Genomic DNA, 16,449 nt, shown 5'->3' with positions numbered 1-16,449 from the left:
ACCTACACCGGACATATCGCTTGTTAGCGACACTGGACACATCTCTACAATTGGCACAGACCACACGCGGCCCTAAAATCAAAACCACCAATCAGCCGGTTACGATTAAATCGGAACAACCTATTGAGGCTCCACATCTAGCGCGGAGGGATCGATGGTCGACGCGGTCTGCCCCGCTGCATCAAGCGCGGCATCAGCCGCCGCCTCAGCGATCAATTGTTGCTTGATCTCTCCCATTTCGCGCAGCCCCAGCAGACCGCCCAAACCCGTTGGGTCAATGTCATATTCTGCGGGCAGAACGAACCCCACCAGCAGGACCAAAGCACTGGCTCCCGCAATCAGGGTGGAGCGGACAAGCCCAGGCCCCGTGGCACCCCCGACGGCGGTTGGCTGCGAAAACCGAGCATCCGCTCGCAGCGGTTCTGCGCCGGGTGTTTGCGGTGCATTGTGAAGATTGAAACGTTGCATATCGGTCTCCTTAAGCGGTGACATAACCGGTGATCTGAAGACCCATCAGCACAAAACCGATGGTCATCATCACGACATTTGCGAGGTAAGCTTGGCGGACGAACGATGGCCGCGAGCGCCAGTGAGACATGAACAAGAGGATCATCATGAGAGCGATGATCTGCCCGATCTCCACACCGAGGTTGAAGGCCAGCAGGTTGGGCACCAGCCCATCGGCTGCGATGTCATATTCCAGGATCTTGGACGCCAGGCCAAAGCCATGCAGCAAGCCAAAGATCAATGTGGCCACTTTGGTGTTGGGTTGATGGCCGAACCAAATCCGGAAAGCACCAAGATTGTCCAACGCTTTGTAGACGACGGAAAATCCGATGATGGCATCGATGATGTAGCCGTTGATGCCGATGCCGAAATAGACGCCGATCAGCATCGTGGTTGAATGCCCGATGGCAAACAGGCTGACATAGGCCGCAATTTGGCGTGAGCCGTAGAGAAAGAAGATCACACCGAGCAAAAACAAGAGATGATCATAACCGGTGACCATATGTTTGGCCCCGAGGTAGATAAACGGGATGAGTTTCACCCCGCTGATTTCACTGATGTAGCCCTGATCCCCAAGCGTGACGCCATGCGCCATCGCGTTGGACACGGACAGGAGGAGCAGAACAAGGGTGCAGACAAGTGCGACCAATGGGCGGCGCATCAGGCTGCCCCCTCGTCTGCGACGAAGGTTGAGTGTCATGTATGTTATCCTTGACGGTTGAAAATGGAAAAACGCGCTGCTGCTGCAGCGTGTCATCCCCGTCTTGGCGGTCGCCTCAATCCGTCATAGCCGCGCCCTGCCAGATGGGTCGAGGGGCCCAGTCTGGCCAGCGGCTGGGTCAATCCCTCGGGCAGCGGGTCGCGCCCAAGCAGAAACATCGGTGAATGTTCATGATCTGCCGCACCGTGATGGGCTGCGGCTTGTCGCTCGGCCTCATCCGTGTTGCTCCAGGCGGGCAAAGGGTCGCTATCGACCTCGACCACATCATGGCTGTGATGATGGCCATGATCCGAATGAGAATGCCCCACAGCAAAGACATCAGCCCTCGCGCCGTGCACATCTGGCGGATGGCTCAGCCCGTGCAGCATCGGCATCACCGCCATGACAAACGCCATGGTCCATGCTGCCAGCAGCACAATCTGCCGATGTCCCCAGTGCCGCTTCATTCTGCCTCATTCCGCCGAGATGGCCCGTTGGTCGGACCAATAGTGTCGGGCTCTTCATCTGGCCCGAATTACATCCCCTAGAGGGGGTTCCTTGCATATAGGGCGCAGCAGGGGATCTTTGCAATGGGTTGGTGCTGGGAATGGCTGTCCGTTGACAGGAAACTGTCCTACCCATCAGTTGAAACTCAGACGTCCACCGGCTCAGCGGTCAACGGGCAGCCCGCTTGGCACCTCTCGGGGAATAACAGAATGTTGTTGTTGCGCAGCTGCGCCCGTGAGCGCATGCAGAAACGCCACCAGTGCAGAGATATCCCCATCGCTCAGATCAGTGCGCAGGAAAATGTCGCGCGCGCGACTTTGGCGTTCCATTTCCAACCGGTCCTGCTGGATCACAAAATCCACCGCGGCCAACCAGGGCACATCGGGCAGAACCAGGTCGTCAGGCGACCAAGCCGCACGCGCGGCATCAGGATCCAGATGGTGACGCACCATGCGCTCCAGCGTTGGATAGGCGCCGTTGTGTCCATAGGGTGCGGTTAGCGCCACGTTGCGCAACATGGGCGTGCGAAACCGATAAGCATCCGCAAGATCATCGCTCTCCCCAAGGCGGCCCACATCGCGCGCATAAGGATCGAACCGGCGCGCCCGACCCGGGCCAAATGCGGGCAGCCCAAGCGCATGAAACCGCTGATCCGAAAACAACGGTCCTGCATGACAACTGCTGCAACCCGCCGTGCCAAAAAACAGATCCGCCCCGTTTTTTTGTTGCGCCGTCAGTGCCGAGGTATCGCCAGCCAGATAGGCGTCAAACGGGCTGTCATAGGACGTAAAATCCTGAACCATGAATTGCGCCAGCGCCTCTGCGATATCTTGGATTTCGACATCTTCGGGGCGGCTGATGTGATCGAAGGCGGCAACAAATCCATCACCATACTGCGGCAAGCTCCGCACCCGTTTGGCCAGGATCGGCCAGCCGAGATCAATCCGGTCCCGCACAGCGCCGATGACCTGGTTTTCGCCGACATTACCGGCCATCTCAAAACTGGAGGTCATCGGGAACAGCGCCTGAGCCACCAAAACCGACGACAACCCGCGCGGCAACCATTCCTCCGCGGGTGTGTTGAAGCCGTTGCCGAAAATCGGATCGCGGCTGATCCGCCCATCATGCATCACCACATCAATGGACACAGCCCCCAAATTCCAAAGCGCAGGGGCATTGCGCGGGATCCGTTTCTGGATCCGGTCCTGCCCAGCACCCGAACGGCGATCAGGGCCCAAACCGTGCCCACCCTCTCCGAGGCCCAAAGACAAGCCATCAGTGGTGCCAAACCGCGGGGAATGGCAGGTGCCACAGCTGATATTTCTGTTCCCGGAGAGGATCTTGTCATAAAATAGCAGTCGGCCAAGTTCCGCTTTGGCGGGATCGACTGGCACAAAATCCTTGGCCGACAGCGCCGGGGGAAAAATGGGCCCGGCGGGCCTCGGCTCTGTCGCCTGGGCCGCGGGCATACCTAAAAGGCCAGCCAGGCCAATCAGGCACGCGAATGCACAGGCCGCGCGCCGCGGCACCAACCGGAGGACTGCGCTATGACCCACCCTTTCAAACAGGCCTTTGCAGCCGCGGTATGCATCGCGCTCTCCGCCCTGCCCGTCCGGGCCGAAATTGAGGCGGCGCGGGATCTGATGGAAGCGGGCGCGTTTGAAGAGGCGAAAGCCGCGTTGTGGCCTGCGGCGCGATCCGGCAATGCCGACGCCGAAGAACTGATCGGTGTGATGTACGCCATGGGACTGGGCGTCGAGCAAGACGACCGGCGCGCGTTTGAATGGTATTTGCGCAGCGCGATGAAAGGCCACCCGGGCGCGCAATCCGGCATTGGGTGGTACTATGAAATCGGCCGAGGCCTGCCCGCCAGAGATCTGGTGCGCGCCTACATGTGGTACACACTCTCGGCGATTGGCGGCGATCCCGATGCCGCGATCAGCCTGGAGGAAGTGGTCAAAAAGATGACCAAAGAGCAGATAGAAGACGCGCATATTCTGGTCGAGGACTACAAGGTCTGGATGTACCCATTTAGATAGGTGTGGGAAGGTAAGTGCGGGCAGATAAGTCTGGAAAGATAAGATGGGCCAGATCGGTTGATTGAGGATGGCCGCACCATGGTCCGCAGCCATCCCCCGTATTGCTGAAAAAGGCGCCTGATTGCTCAGGCGCCTCTGGCTTGCTCAGTTCAGATCAGCGGCACGCGCTGCGTTTACATCTGCTTCCGCGGCAGCGACCGCATCCGTCAGAGCGGTAAAGATCTCATCCCCGCGAGCGACATTGGCTTTGAACCAATCATAGACAGGTTCTGCCGCAGTCTTGAACGCAGCCTTCTGGGCTGGAGTCGGCACGTAGAGATCCCCGCCCCCGGCGACAAAATCCTCATAGGCTTGGATGGATTTGCGCTTGGGCGAGGCAAAGGTGGCCTGCTGCAGCGCGTAGAACCCATCCACAACGACCTGGCGCATGTCTTCCGGCATTCCCGTGAAGGTCTGGTTCGACATCCACCACAGCGCCCCCATGTAGGCATGCCCATCCAACGTCACATATTGCAAACCGGCATCAGGGAATTTCATGCCCATAATATCAGTGATGCCGTTCTTTGAGCCTTCGACAACGCCGGTCTGGAAGGAGGTGAACAATTCGGGCCATGGAATGGGGGTCGGCGACGCACCAAGCGCTTTGACCAACTCCTGCGGCAGATCTGCCACGACGGTACGGATTTTCAGCCCATCCATATCCGCAGGCTCGGCGATGCGCCGTTTGGTATTGGCAAAGTTGCGCCAGCCGCCGGTGTTGCCGATGGTCATCAAACGAATTGCGTCACCGGAATCCTCCAGCGCCATCTGGCGCAGCGTCCGGGTGAAATCACCTGACAGCACATGTTCTGCAATCCGGTCATCCGCCATCAGATACGGCAGATCCAAAACCTGCACATAGGGGAACAGCCCGGAGGCGCCGCCAGAGGTGGAGATGTAGACATCGATCGAGCCATCGGCGACACCTTGCAGACATTCTGCACCGTTGGAACACAGTTGGGTCCCGATAAACAGCTCCACCTCAATCGCACCGTTGGAGGCCGCTTCGACATAGTTCTTGAAGACGACCAACCCGTCATAGTCTTCGTCATTTTCGTTCGAATTTGCCGTCGCGCGGATCGTGTAGTCAGCTGCATAGGCAGACAGGGCCGTGCCCGCCATCAGCGCCGACAATGCCACCGTTTTCACCATGTTCCTGAGCATGTTCTCTCCTCCTGTTGCTCTCTTATTTGACTGTTGTTTTGGACAGTCTCTTCGTCTCATTGGTCCTAATTCAGAAATCCGGTCAGCCGCGGGACCGTCAGGGAAATCTCCGGCACGAAGGTGATCAAGAAGATCACAGCGATTTCGATGGCCAGAAACGGCAGAATGGCTTTGGCAATGGTCGTCACCCGTTCTCGCGAGACCGCAGCCGCCACAAAGAGCACCAGCCCCATGGGTGGCGTGGCCAGCCCCACTGTCAGGTTCACACACATGATGATCGCAAAATGCACGGATTCCACGCCAAGATCGGTGAACACCGGCCCCAAGATCGGGCCTAGAATGATGATTGCCGGACCTGCGTCCAGAAACATGCCGACAACAAACAACAGCAGATTGATCAGGAACAACAGGATCAGCGGGTTTTCAGACAGGGTCAGGATAAATCCTGCCAGTTGTTCCGGCGCATGGCTGAGGCTGACAACGGTCTTGAACGACATGGCCGCCCCCACCAGCAGCAAAACAACGGCTGATGTGATCCCCGCGCGCGAAAACACCTCCGGCAGATCCGACAAGCGCATCGAGCCCAGAACACCAAAGCTGATCAACAGCGCATAGGCCACCGCCACAGCCGCCGCCTCGGTCGGGGTGAAAACACCGGCGAGGATCCCGCCAAGGATCAGCACCGGTGTCTGCAACGGCACCACGGCCCGCTTGCAAACGATCCGGAACTGCGCGCTCACCAGACGGCGTAGGCCCAGCATCATCCCGTGGGCCAGCAAAACGCCGCCACCAAAGGCAAGCCAGGAGGCCTGCGCACTGGGCTGATCGCCAAGCGGGGCAAACTGCGCCAGCAGAAGAGCAATGTTCAGACGAACAAGTGCAAAGGAGAACAAGGCCTCCAGACGGCCGATCTCCACCGCTTCAAAGACCACACGCCGCGCCTCCGGCAGCGCGTAGCGATCAGCCATCAGCCGCACCATGATCATTAGGCCAACGCCGACCAGCACACCGGGCACAATTCCCGCAAGGAACAGCGCGGCCACGCTTTCCCCCATCACATAGGCATAGATGATCATGATCCCGGACGGCGGAATGATCGGCCCGATCACCGAGCTTGCCGCCGTCACCGCGGCCGCAAATTTGCGACTGTACCCTTCCTTCTCCATCGCCGGAATAAGCATTGAGCCCAGCGCGGAGGTGTCGGCAACTGCGGACCCTGAAAGACCCGCAAACAGGATGGACGACAGGATGTTGACCTGCGCCAGACCGCCGCGCAAATGGCCCATCAAGGCCTGTGAAAACTCCACCAGACGCACAGTGATGCCCCCCCGGTTCATCAGTTCACCGGCCAGCATAAAAAACGGGATCGCCATTAGCGGGAAGCTGTCCATCCCATTGTAGAGGTTACGGTAAAGCAGCGTCAGGTCGCGTTCCTGGCCATTCAGCCACAACAAGGCACCGGGTGCGGCCAAAAGACAGAAGAAGACCGGCAGTCCGACCATCAGAAGGAAAAGAAACAGGGGTAGAAACCAGATCAACATCACTCAGCCCCTCCCATCGTGAGCCCGGGGCGTGGCGGCAGTTGATCGCCCGACCCAAAGAGATGCGCGATCCGTTCGAGGATCAACTCAATCGTAACGAGGATCAAAAGCGCAAGCCCCACGACCAGCGACCACATCATCCAGCTGCGTGGGATGCGAAACCAACTGTCAAAGCCAAGGGATGTCGGCAAATACAGGGACGCGGTGGCGAAACGTCCACCAAGCCCTGTCACCTCTTTGTAGCCGATCTGGATCGCAACGATCAGAACTGTCAGGCAAATCGCCAGCAAAATCAGTTGCAGCAGATGAAAGACCCGCCCGGTCAGGACGTTGTCCAACACATCAATCGCCACAAAGCCGCCGCCTCGCAGTGCAGTGGGTGCCATCAGACCGGTCATCCACAACATGCAAAACCGCGCGGCTTCATCAGGCCATGGCAATGCGCTGCCCAAACCATAGCGAAAGAACACCTGGATCAAGATGGCTGCCACCATGAGCGCAATTGCAAAAACGCCCACCCAACGGCCAACGGCGAGCAGACCGGTGTTGAGCGGGCGCAGAATGGTCAGCACTGACAGGAGCGCCGTCATTGCGGCGTCCTCTTGATGTTTCCTCCCAAGGTCATCCTCCCTCTTATCCCTGTTGGTTTTGCCTCTTGCCCGTTCCCGTCGCTTGTGACGATCAGATTATGGCCAGGGCGCCTCCACACCCGCCAGGCCAATGCACAGACCAATGCTCGGGCCAATGCTATTGCGCGGCGATGCAGCCCATTTGACCCTTGAAAAAGGTCAGCGCGTCTCCCCCCTCTCGCAGCGTGGCCCGATCCACCTGCCCTAGTACAATCATGTGGTCCCCAGCCTCATGCAGCGCGACACGACGACATTCAAACCGCGCCAGACAGTTGTCGAGCAGCGGCACTCCTCGCGCATTGTGGGCGAGTGACAATTGTTTCAGCCCAAAAGCATCTTTTGCGACCTGCCAACACAGGTCATCCTGATCCGCCGCCAGGACGTGGATCGCGTAGTGTTCCGCATTTGCAAAATAAGGAAACCGCCGAGACGCGCGATCCGGCGACCACAGCACCAAAGGCGGGGTCAGAGAAACCGAGGAGAAACTATTGGCAGTAATGGCAACGGGCCCCTGGTCTGACGCTGCGGTCACTATGGTGACGCCAGTGGCGAAACGGCCAAAGGCATCACGCAACAGCCGGGTATTATCCGCGTTCGGCGTAAAGCTTGTGTCCTGGTCCAATTGCTGCGCAACCGTCATGGCACTTCCTTGCCCAACGATGCCTCATAGAGGCTGAACCAGTCCTCCCGGCTCAATTCGACCTTCAGCGCATCAGAGGCCCGCTGAATCCGGGCAAGCGAATTGGTGCCCAGAACCGGCAGAATGCGCGCGGGATGACGTAGCAGGAAAGCGATGGCCACCGCCGCACGGTCCACGCCCTGTTCTGCTGCGATCGCATCCAGCCGTTCCCCCACCTCTGTGGTGCCAGTCATCAGATCCCCCCCGCCCAGCGGGGACCATGCCATCATCGGATGATCGTGACGCTGGTGAAAGGCGAGATCCCCGTTGGCGAACGGGCTGATGTTGGACAGCGAAATCTCGATCTGATTGGTCACCAGCGGCGTGGTCATAGCCGATTGCAGCAGGTCCCAATCCCACGGACGGAAATTGGACACGCCGACCGCACCGACCTTCCCAGATGCCACCAGCTCATCCAGCGCCGCGCCCGTTTCGCGATGATCCATCAGCGGGTCTGGCCGGTGGATCAACAACAGATCTATGTGATCAATGGCCATATCCTGCAAGGACTGATCCACAGAGGCCTGAATATGCGCGCGGCTGGTGTCGTAGTATTTGACGCGTTTGTCGGCATAGCGGCCAATGGGCGCAACGATGTCGCATTTGGTGACGATCTCCATCTGGTCCCGCAGGCCCGGATTGGCGCGCAATGCCGCTCCCAACAGCGCCTCGGCAGTGTAGCCGCCATAGATATCAGCCTGATCAAACGTCGTGATCCCCTGCTCCAGACAGGCGTTGATCTTTGCTTCCACATGGGTTGCAGATGTGTCGCTGTCATCACCCAGACGCCACATGCCATAGACCAGGCGGCTGAAACTCAGATCCGAGGTGAGGGTTATGCGTTCCATTAACGGCGCTCTCCAATACCAAGAGGGGTGGCGGGCGTTTGTGTCGGCACCCGCCCATATTCATATGGCAACGAACAAGTCTTGAGGTGCGGCATCACGCGGGCACCAAAATGACGGGCTTCTTCCAGATGAGGATACCCCGACAACACAAAGGAGCGGATCCCCATTTTCTGATAGGCCTCCAGTTTGGACAAGACTTGATCGGTCGACCCAACCAACGCAGCACCACAGCCAGATCGCGCCCGTCCAACACCTGTCCACAGATGAGGTTCGATGAAACCAGAAGCGTCCGCGACATCCCGGTTCTTCGCCTGATGGGCCACGCCCAGTGACGTCGCATCCAAGGCACGGTCCCGGATGGCTTTGCCGGTTTGATCGTCCAGTTTGGACACGATGTAGTCCGCGTATTCCTTGGCCTCGGCTTCGGTGTCGCGCACGATCATATGCACCCGCAGCCCGTAATCCAGCGTGCGGTCATATTGCTGAGCAACCGCATGTACCGCGGCCATGCGACCTGCGAGTTCCTCCATCTTCTCAGGCCACATCAGGTAGACATCGCAATGCTCCCCACACAGATCGAGCGCGGATGGCGAATAGCCTCCGAAATACAGCAGCGGCCCGCCGGTTTGGTAGGGAACTGCCGGATCGGTCGTGAGCCCCTCGAAGGAATAGACTGTCCCATTGTGGTTGATTTCAGACTGCGTCCAGGCCTGTTTCAAGATCTCCACCACCTCGCGCGATCGCTGGTAGCGATAGGCGCTATCGGCTTTTTCACCCGGGAAATCCGAGGAGATGATATTGACCGTCAGCCGCCCCTCCAACATGTGGTCGAGCGTTGCCAAAGTTCTGGCCAGCATGATCGGCTGCATCTCACCGCATCGCACCGCCGCCAGCATGTTGATCTTGCTCGTAATCGGCGCACATCCGGCGACAAAGCTCAGCGTGTCCTGCCCGACCTGATAAGACGACGGGCACAGGATGTTGCGAAAGCCTTGCGCCTCCGCCTCCTGCACGATGTCTGAACAATGCGCCCAGGACGAGCGCAGATCCCCGTCGGGCACACCAAGAAACTGATAGTCGTCAGAACAAAGCGCCGCGAACCAGGACACTTCCACCGCATCAAGATCTGCGGATGTAATGGGCACAACACTCATCGTTTCCGTCCCTGCCAATCTGCAACTTATCTCTTGCATAACCCGCGCCCTAATGTAGATCAATGGTGTATCAATTTTCATCGAACCTCTGACAGACCACATGACCACCAGCCGCACCTCCGGATCTGCCCTGCCGCTCTACCTTCAGATCAGCGAAGCGTTGAGCCGCGAAATCGCTGCTGGCCGCTTGGCGGATGGCGACCGGCTCGCGCCCGAACGCCAATTGGCGCAACAGTATTCCACAACCGTAAGAACCCTTCGTAAGGCTCTGTCGGAATTGGAAAAACAAGGCATGTTGGAGCGCATTCAAGGATCCGGCAACTACGTGCGTGCCTCGCAGACCAGCCACAGCATCTACTCGATGTTTCGGCTCGAATTGCCAGGCGGTGGCGGGTTGCCGACAGCGGATATTTTGTCAGTGGTCGAAGACAGTAAACCGCAGGATCTCCCACCCTTTGGCAGCTCTGATCGCGGCACGCGCATCCGGCGTCTGCGGTATTTGGATGATACAATCATCGCGGTGGAAGAGATCTGGCTGGACCTGGGCGCCGGTCGGGTGGATCCCGCGCAGCTCTCTGATTCCCTCTATCGGTTTTATCGGCTGAATCTGGGGTTCTGGATCACCCGCGCCGAAGATCGCGTCTCCCTTGGCGCGGTGCCTGACTGGGCGCCTGATCATTTCACCCAACCGAGTGGCACCACCGTCGGCTATATCGAGCGGCTGAGCTGGGCGCAGTCCGCTGAACCAGTTGAATTTTCCCGGACCTGGTTTGATCCGGAACGCGCCCTTTACGTGCAGCGCCTGACATAGGAGATACCATGGACCATCAAACTACCAAACATCCGGCCGCCGCGCGTCCTACCACATATGGCATCATCGGCTGCGGCATGATGGGCCAGGAACATCTGAACAATATCGCCCTGCTGGGTGGCACCCGGATCGGGGCCATCTATGAACCGAACAGCACCATGCGCGCGCAGGCCCAACAATTGGCAAGCGAGGCCGAATTCACCGACACTCTCGACGCGCTGCTGCATCACCCAGATCTGGATTGTCTGCTGATTGCCAGCCCCAATTTTCGCCATCTCGAACAGCTGGAACAAATTGCACAAACGCGTCCGCTGCCGGTTCTGGTGGAAAAGCCATTGTTCACCTCGATAGATGACCGCGAACGGCTCCGTGCTTTCGAAGCCCAGTACCCGGCGCCCGTCTGGGTTGCGATGGAATACCGCTACATGCCACCTATCGCCGCGTTTCTTGAGCATGTTCAGGCCGCAACCGGCGGCATCAAGATGCTGAGCATTCGCGAACACCGCTTTCCGTTTCTAGAAAAAGTGGCCGATTGGAACCGGTTCAACGCGAAATCAGGCGGCACATTCGTGGAAAAATGCTGCCATTTCTTCGATCTGATGCGCCTGGCGCTCGGTTCAGAACCGCTGCGCGTGATGGCAAGCGGGGCCCAAGACACCAACCACCTTGACGAAACCTACGGTGACGGCTTGCCCGACATCCTCGACAATGGCTATGTGATCGTGGATTTTTCCTGCGGTGCAAGGGCCATGCTGGAGTTGTGCATGTTTGCCGAAGGCGCAGAATACCAAGAAGAAGTATCGGCGGTCGGCCCATCCGGCAAGATCGAAGCCTTTGTGCCGGGCCCTGGTCGGTTCTGGCCTGAGCATCTCGGTGCGGCGCCGGTGCCCAAGCTGATCACATCGCCGCGGGCGCCCAAAGGCCCGGTTGTGATGGATGTGCCTGTTGATGCCACGTTGCTAGATGCAGGCGACCACAATGGATCCACGTTCTATCAGCATCGCGGCTTCCTTGAGCTGGTGCGCGGTGAACGGGACAAACCGGATGTCAGCCTGCGCGACGGGCGAATGGCCGTCCTCATGGGGCTGGCCGCGCAGCTGTCTATCGCAGAGCATCGGGTGGTGCATATGTCAGAGGTTCTGTGACCCGATCGCGAAACCCGCATCCCAATTGATCAATGGTGAAGCACCACCAGTTGGTGCTGTGTGTCGCTGGTATCAGACACCGATAACGATGTCGGCCTGTAAACCTCCCAGATCGGCACTGCGCCCCAGCCGCAAGGTGCCGCCATGGGCACGGGCGATATCAGTGACAATCGCCAGGCCCAGTCCGACACCGCTGCCCAGATCCTGGTTGCGCGCAGGATCAAGGCGGGTGAAGGGCCGCGTGGCCTCCAACCGTGCGTCGGCCGGAATCCCGGGGCCGTCATCTTCGACACGGATGCGCAAAAACCGCTCCGTCAGCGCCACGGAAACCCGCGCCCGGCTGCCGTAACGCACCGCATTGGAGATCAGGTTGTCGATGGCGCGGCGCAGCGCGGCGGGTCGCAGCATGACCTGCCCCTGCCCGCTCATTTCACCCAACATCACATCCTTGTCCTGACGGCACCAGCCTTCGACCACGCCCTCAATCAGATCATGGGGATCGATGGCCTCAGGCTCGCTGGTGGTGACGCCGCGGGAAAAATCAAGGAACGCGTCCAGCAGCGCTTGCATCTCGTCAACGTCCTGGCGCAGGGGCTCGGCCTCGGCATCATCAAGCATCGACAGACCCAATTTCATTCGCGTCAGCGGCGTACGCAAATCATGGCTCACACCCGACAGCATAAGCGTGCGCTGCTCGATCTGCCGCTCGATCCGGGCCCGCATGTCCAGGAAGGCATGACCTGCTGCCCGCACCTCATTTGCGCCGCGGGGAGAATAGGACACCATGCGCCCACGGCCGAACGCCTGCGCCGCATCGGCGAGCTGTTTAATCGGGCGCAGTTGGTTGCGCATATAGACAAAGGCAATGATGCTGACCAAAAATCCGAAGACAACCACCGTGACGATCAACTGATGCGGCGCCGCCGCAGTCACCCGCCGTCGATCCAGCACCAACGCAACAGGCCCCAGATCGGTCTGCATCACCAACTGAAATTCAGAGGTTGCCGGAAACTGCGCTGATACAAATGGCGGAAAAGTCTGCTCCAAGGTCGTGCGCACGACCCGGCCGGAAAACTCAAGCCAGCTCATGTCTTCTTGCGGCAACGGTGCATCATCTGGCAGGAAGCGTATCCCGATGCGCAGCGGATCCAACACAGGGGCCAAACGCTCAAGCGCGGCCGCCTGATCCGCTGAGGCCGCAATAGTCTGATGGATCAGACGCAACTCGCGCTCCACCGTCAGGGTCATCTGCACGGTCAAATCTTCCAGATCCCGTTTGATGAACACGACCGACACCACCACCTGCAGCGTCACCACAGGCACCAGCAAGATCAATGCCGCACGGGCATAAAGGCTGCGGGGCATATATTGTTTGAGCCAATGAAAGAACATGGGCTACACCTAACCCGCTGTCGGGCCGCTGGAAAGCAAAACGCAAACGCGGCCGCCGCTTAAACGAGGAAAGCACATGCAGGCACCCGATGATTTCAACCCAGTCCCCGGTGTACCAGAGGTGCTTGAAACCGGGCTGCGCCGCATTCTTGCGCCCAATCCCTCGCCGATGACATATCGGGGCACCAACACCTATCTGGTGGGCACGCGGGATGTGGCGGTGATTGACCCCGGCCCCATGGATGAAACGCATCTGCGTGCGATCATTGATGCGTTGCAGCCGGGGCAGCACATCAGCCATATCATTGTCACCCACAGCCACCTGGATCATTCGCCGCTGGCACGTCCACTGGCGGCACAGACCGGTGCGCCGGTTCTGGCGTTTGGTGATGCCACAGCAGGCCGCAGCGCTGTCATGGCAGATCTTGCTGAACGCGGGCTGGCTGGTGGCGGCGAAGGCATCGATGCGGCCTTTCGCCCCGATCAGATCCTAGCCGACGCCGAATGCATCGTTGGAAGCGATTGGCAGCTTGAGGTCATTCACACGCCGGGCCATCTGGGCAATCACATCTCCATGGCCTGGGGGGATACCTGTTTTACGGCGGATCATGTCATGGGCTGGGCCAGTTCGCTGGTGTCGCCGCCAGATGGTGATTTGACTGATTTCATGGCATCTTGTCGGCGGCTCGCAGAACGCAACTGGCGGGTGTTCTACCCCGGCCACGGCGCCCCCATCAGCGCACCAAACGCGCGGTTGGAGTGGTTGATCAGCCATCGTCAGGCCCGCGAAGCCGCCATTCTTGAGGCCCTCCGTCAGGGCCCGTCATCTGTGGCGGATCTGACGGCGCAAATCTACACCGACACACCAGCGGCATTGCGGCCCGCTGCGGAGCGCAACGTCTTTGCCCATCTTGTTGATCTTGTCGGGCAATCCCTTGTTGCCCCCGTCGGCGATCTGGCTTTTGAGGCGCGTTTTCAACGCAATACGCCGTAACGGCCGCCCCAGCCGATTTTTTTTGAAAAAACCCAAAAACCGCTCTGGACGCCGGCCAACGGCATCGTTATACGACCCCGCATGTTCCGGCGTAGCTCAGCGGTAGAGCAGTTGACTGTTAATCAATTGGTCGTAGGTTCGATCCCTACCGCCGGAGCCATAAAAAGCCCTTGGGTCTCAACGACCTGAGGGCTTTTTTGGTTTTTGGTCTCTGTAAAGCCACAGTATCAGGCCTGCGTAATCGGGCCTGCGTGTGTCCACTGCCCTGTTGAAAGCGGAGTTCTACGCACAGACCCGGGCCATCAGCTGCTGTTGTCGCGCTGGACGCCGACAGGCTGAGCGCCGCCTCATGCAGATCTGCAATCGCTTTGACCATGGCGAGGCCCAAACCCGCGCCTGCGGTGTTGCGACTGCGATCAAGACGATAGAGGGGGTCCAGAATCCGTTCACGTTCTTCGAGGGGGACCCCTGGGCCGTCGTCGCAAACCCGTAGCGTGGTGCCTTCAACCTCCATGGTGATCTTGGCCCCGTCACCGGCGTGCCGGATTGCGTTTTCAATCAGATTGGCCAGCACCTGCAGGATCAGCTGCGGATCACCGTGGATTTGCGCCGGGTTGCGAACTGCCAGCCGAAGGCTTTGCCCTCCATCTTGCGCCACGGCTTCGTACACTTCGAACGCTTGTTGCGCCACATGCGCCAGATCAAGCGAGACAAACTCGTCCCGACGCTCGCGTTTTTTCAGTTTGGCAATGCGCTGGATCGCAGAAAAGATCGCAATGATCGTATCCATCTGCTCCAACGCGGCCGCGTTGTGCGCGGCGCCATCACGCGCCTCTGCCCCCTGCTCCAGATGCAATCGCAGCCGGGTGAGCGGTGTGCGTAGATCATGGGCGATATTGGCCGAAAACTCAGACATTTGGCGCAAGGATGCCGCAAGCTTTTCGGTGGCGTCATCAATGCGCAGAGCCAGTTCATCAATATCGTCACGCACCCGCGCTGGCGCTATGCGCACCGACAGATCGCCGTCTGCGATGCGATCAAATGCGGCTCCCATCCGGCTGAGGCGCTTCTGGGCGCGCAGACCAAAAACCGATCCCACGACCAAACCGGGCAACGAAAGCGCAACAACAAAGACCAAAATCACTGCCGTCAGATCAGATCCAAAGGCAGACACACCCGGCGCATACACAATCAAGCGACCATCCAGAACCGGCCCGACAAAGACCCGCCAGCCCAGATCAGCACCAGCATCAAAACTCACATCAAAGGCCAGGTCAGATTGCGGGCCACTATCATGCAGCTGCGCGAGATCTTCGAACTCGCCATCTTCCTGGGCCTCAAAGACCTCAAACAGCCAGTCCAACGCCTCTAGCGCGTCAGGCTGAAACAGCACTGTATCCTCCAACAGCGCAAAACCGGCACGATCAAACACGCCTGGCAAGACCGGGCCCAGGATTTCACCATCAGGGCGTTCGACGGCGTAACCAACACCCAGATCGGAAAAGACCTCTCGCGTGTCGATACTGTCTGGCAATGCCCCCTGACGGCGCAGACCTGCACTGATGCGCAAAAACTCCTCGCGCAGCTCCGCTTCGGTTTCGGTGCGGAACTCTTCCGTCACATAGCGGTCCAACGCCACCCCGCCGACCGACAGCAGGATCAAAAACGCAAGCGACAGAACCATAGCTTGGCGCAGCGCGCTCATTCGGATGAGACGCTTAATCAACGAACATGTATCCCGAGCCGCGCACCGTGCGTATGTACTCGGTGCCGAAGGGCTTTTCGATTTTGTTCCGCAGGCGGCTCATATGGGTTTCCACCACGCTGGTGGAGGGTTCAAAGTTGATATCCCAGACCCGCTCCAACAGCATGGCGCGGGTCTGAATGCGGCCTTTGGAGCGCATCAAGACCTCCAGCAGGCGAAATTCCTTTGGGTTGAGCGGCACATCGACACCCTGCTGGGTGCAGGTCTGACGCAACAGATCCAGCTCTAGGCCCCGATGCGCCAGAACGGTATCGGTTTGGCCCGTCTCTGCGCGACCACGCCGGGCCAGAGCCGAAACGCGGGCCAACAGTTCTGTCATTGCAAAGGGTTTGCTGAGGTAATCATCCGCGCCCGCTTCCAGCCCCTCGACCCGGTCTTCGACCGCGCCCAAAGCTGTTATACCGCACTCACCCCAAAACCCGAAATTTTTCGTGTGTTATGACCCTGAAGTTGTCTGAGACCTGATCTCGGAATGTTTTCCACTCTTTGGGGATGGTTTCGCGGAAGAATCTCAGGATCGCATCGGCGAATTGCT

15 protein-coding genes, 1 tRNA gene and 4 pseudogenes are annotated in these 16,449 nt (G+C 59.0%); 6 read left to right on the top strand and 14 right to left on the bottom strand.

Going from position 1 to position 16,449, the window contains the following annotated elements; genetic code table 11:
• Nucleotides 1–33 precede the first annotated feature (33 nt).
• Nucleotides 34–141: pseudogene (locus Q0C28_RS15630) on the top strand (IS481 family transposase); the annotation flags it as partial.
• Between the two features lie 51 nt (nt 142–192).
• On the opposite strand, the pseudogene Q0C28_RS17795 reads toward Q0C28_RS15630, so the two are convergent.
• The 4 genes and pseudogenes from Q0C28_RS17795 to Q0C28_RS15610 all read right to left on the bottom strand — a co-directional run.
• Nucleotides 193–417: pseudogene (locus tag Q0C28_RS17795) on the bottom strand (transmembrane anchor protein); the annotation flags it as partial.
• A gap of 61 nt (nt 418–478) precedes the next feature.
• Nucleotides 479–1,168, bottom strand: coding sequence for a HupE/UreJ family protein (locus Q0C28_RS15620; RefSeq protein WP_293577177.1), 690 nt, complete (start codon nt 1,166–1,168; stop codon nt 479–481).
• 92 nt (nt 1,169–1,260) lie between these two features.
• Nucleotides 1,261–1,674: a hypothetical protein gene (locus tag Q0C28_RS15615; RefSeq protein ID WP_293577171.1), complete on the bottom strand. Its 414-nt coding sequence runs from the start codon at nt 1,672–1,674 to the stop codon at nt 1,261–1,263.
• 201 nt (nt 1,675–1,875) lie between these two features.
• A complete protein-coding gene (locus tag Q0C28_RS15610) occupies nt 1,876–3,108 on the bottom strand; it encodes a cytochrome c peroxidase (protein WP_366934246.1) in 1,233 nt (410 codons plus the stop codon).
• Nucleotides 3,109–3,357: 249 nt separating this feature from the next.
• Here Q0C28_RS15610 and Q0C28_RS15605 point away from each other — a divergent pair, with 249 nt between their 5' ends.
• The gene (locus Q0C28_RS15605; protein WP_293577175.1) at nt 3,358–3,753 is read left to right on the top strand and encodes a tetratricopeptide repeat protein; all 396 of its coding nucleotides are present in this window, start codon (nt 3,358–3,360) and stop codon (nt 3,751–3,753) included.
• Between the two features lie 144 nt (nt 3,754–3,897).
• Here the strand turns inward: Q0C28_RS15605 and dctP are convergent, their stop codons facing one another.
• The 6 genes from dctP to Q0C28_RS15575 all read right to left on the bottom strand — a co-directional run bounded on the left by dctP (nt 3,898) and on the right by Q0C28_RS15575 (nt 9,807).
• On the bottom strand, nt 3,898–4,956 hold the full coding sequence (gene dctP, locus Q0C28_RS15600; RefSeq protein ID WP_293577169.1) for a TRAP transporter substrate-binding protein DctP: 1,059 nt from the start codon (nt 4,954–4,956) through the stop codon (nt 3,898–3,900).
• A 65-nt stretch (nt 4,957–5,021) separates the two neighbouring features.
• Nucleotides 5,022–6,497 carry a TRAP transporter large permease gene (locus tag Q0C28_RS15595; protein WP_293577167.1) on the bottom strand — a complete coding sequence of 492 codons (1,476 nt, stop codon included), beginning with the start codon at nt 6,495–6,497 and terminating at the stop codon, nt 5,022–5,024.
• Nucleotides 6,497–7,087: a TRAP transporter small permease gene (locus tag Q0C28_RS15590; protein ID WP_293577165.1), complete on the bottom strand. Its 591-nt coding sequence runs from the start codon at nt 7,085–7,087 to the stop codon at nt 6,497–6,499. Before Q0C28_RS15590 ends, Q0C28_RS15595 begins: the two co-directional genes overlap by 1 nt.
• 157 nt (nt 7,088–7,244) lie before the next feature.
• Nucleotides 7,245–7,766: a flavin reductase family protein gene (locus Q0C28_RS15585; RefSeq protein ID WP_293577163.1), complete on the bottom strand. Its 522-nt coding sequence runs from the start codon at nt 7,764–7,766 to the stop codon at nt 7,245–7,247.
• The gene (locus Q0C28_RS15580; RefSeq protein ID WP_293577161.1) at nt 7,763–8,653 is read right to left on the bottom strand and encodes an aldo/keto reductase family oxidoreductase; all 891 of its coding nucleotides are present in this window, start codon (nt 8,651–8,653) and stop codon (nt 7,763–7,765) included. The genes Q0C28_RS15585 and Q0C28_RS15580 overlap by 4 nt, the downstream gene beginning before the upstream one ends.
• Nucleotides 8,653–9,807, bottom strand: coding sequence for an LLM class flavin-dependent oxidoreductase (locus tag Q0C28_RS15575; protein WP_293577159.1), 1,155 nt, complete (start codon nt 9,805–9,807; stop codon nt 8,653–8,655). The genes Q0C28_RS15580 and Q0C28_RS15575 overlap by 1 nt, the downstream gene beginning before the upstream one ends.
• A 100-nt stretch (nt 9,808–9,907) precedes the next feature.
• Between Q0C28_RS15575 and Q0C28_RS15570 the strand changes: the two genes are divergently transcribed.
• Nucleotides 9,908–10,618 carry a GntR family transcriptional regulator gene (locus Q0C28_RS15570; protein ID WP_293577157.1) on the top strand — a complete coding sequence of 237 codons (711 nt, stop codon included), beginning with the start codon at nt 9,908–9,910 and terminating at the stop codon, nt 10,616–10,618.
• A gap of 8 nt (nt 10,619–10,626) precedes the next feature.
• Nucleotides 10,627–11,763 (top strand): Gfo/Idh/MocA family oxidoreductase, encoded by a 1,137-nt coding sequence (locus Q0C28_RS15565; RefSeq protein WP_293577155.1) that lies wholly within the window; start codon nt 10,627–10,629, stop codon nt 11,761–11,763.
• 72 nt (nt 11,764–11,835) lie between these two features.
• Here Q0C28_RS15565 and Q0C28_RS15560 read toward each other — a convergent pair whose 3' ends face one another.
• Complete coding sequence (locus tag Q0C28_RS15560; RefSeq protein ID WP_293577153.1) at nt 11,836–13,155, bottom strand: ATP-binding protein; 1,320 nt, start codon at nt 13,153–13,155, stop codon at nt 11,836–11,838.
• Nucleotides 13,156–13,231: 76 nt separating this feature from the next.
• Here Q0C28_RS15560 and Q0C28_RS15555 point away from each other — a divergent pair, with 76 nt between their 5' ends.
• Complete coding sequence (locus Q0C28_RS15555) at nt 13,232–14,149, top strand: MBL fold metallo-hydrolase (RefSeq protein WP_293577151.1); 918 nt, start codon at nt 13,232–13,234, stop codon at nt 14,147–14,149.
• 85 nt (nt 14,150–14,234) lie between these two features.
• A tRNA-Asn gene (locus tag Q0C28_RS15550) sits at nt 14,235–14,309 on the top strand.
• Here Q0C28_RS15550 and Q0C28_RS15545 read toward each other — a convergent pair.
• The 3 genes and pseudogenes from Q0C28_RS15545 to Q0C28_RS17790 form a co-directional block, all read right to left on the bottom strand.
• Complete coding sequence (locus Q0C28_RS15545) at nt 14,295–15,875, bottom strand: ATP-binding protein (RefSeq protein ID WP_293577149.1); 1,581 nt, start codon at nt 15,873–15,875, stop codon at nt 14,295–14,297. The genes Q0C28_RS15550 and Q0C28_RS15545 overlap by 15 nt on opposite strands.
• Nucleotides 15,868–16,314, bottom strand: a pseudogene (locus Q0C28_RS15540) (response regulator transcription factor); the annotation flags it as partial. The pseudogene Q0C28_RS15540 and the gene Q0C28_RS15545, both read right to left, overlap by 8 nt.
• A gap of 7 nt (nt 16,315–16,321) precedes the next feature.
• Nucleotides 16,322–16,449: pseudogene (locus tag Q0C28_RS17790) on the bottom strand (IS630 family transposase); the annotation flags it as partial.

The organism is Phaeobacter sp., assembly GCF_022825805.1.
GTDB lineage: Bacteria > Pseudomonadota > Alphaproteobacteria > Rhodobacterales > Rhodobacteraceae > Phaeobacter.
Note: the sequence above shows the minus strand (reverse complement) of the source record. Positions and strands in the feature narration are given on the sequence as shown.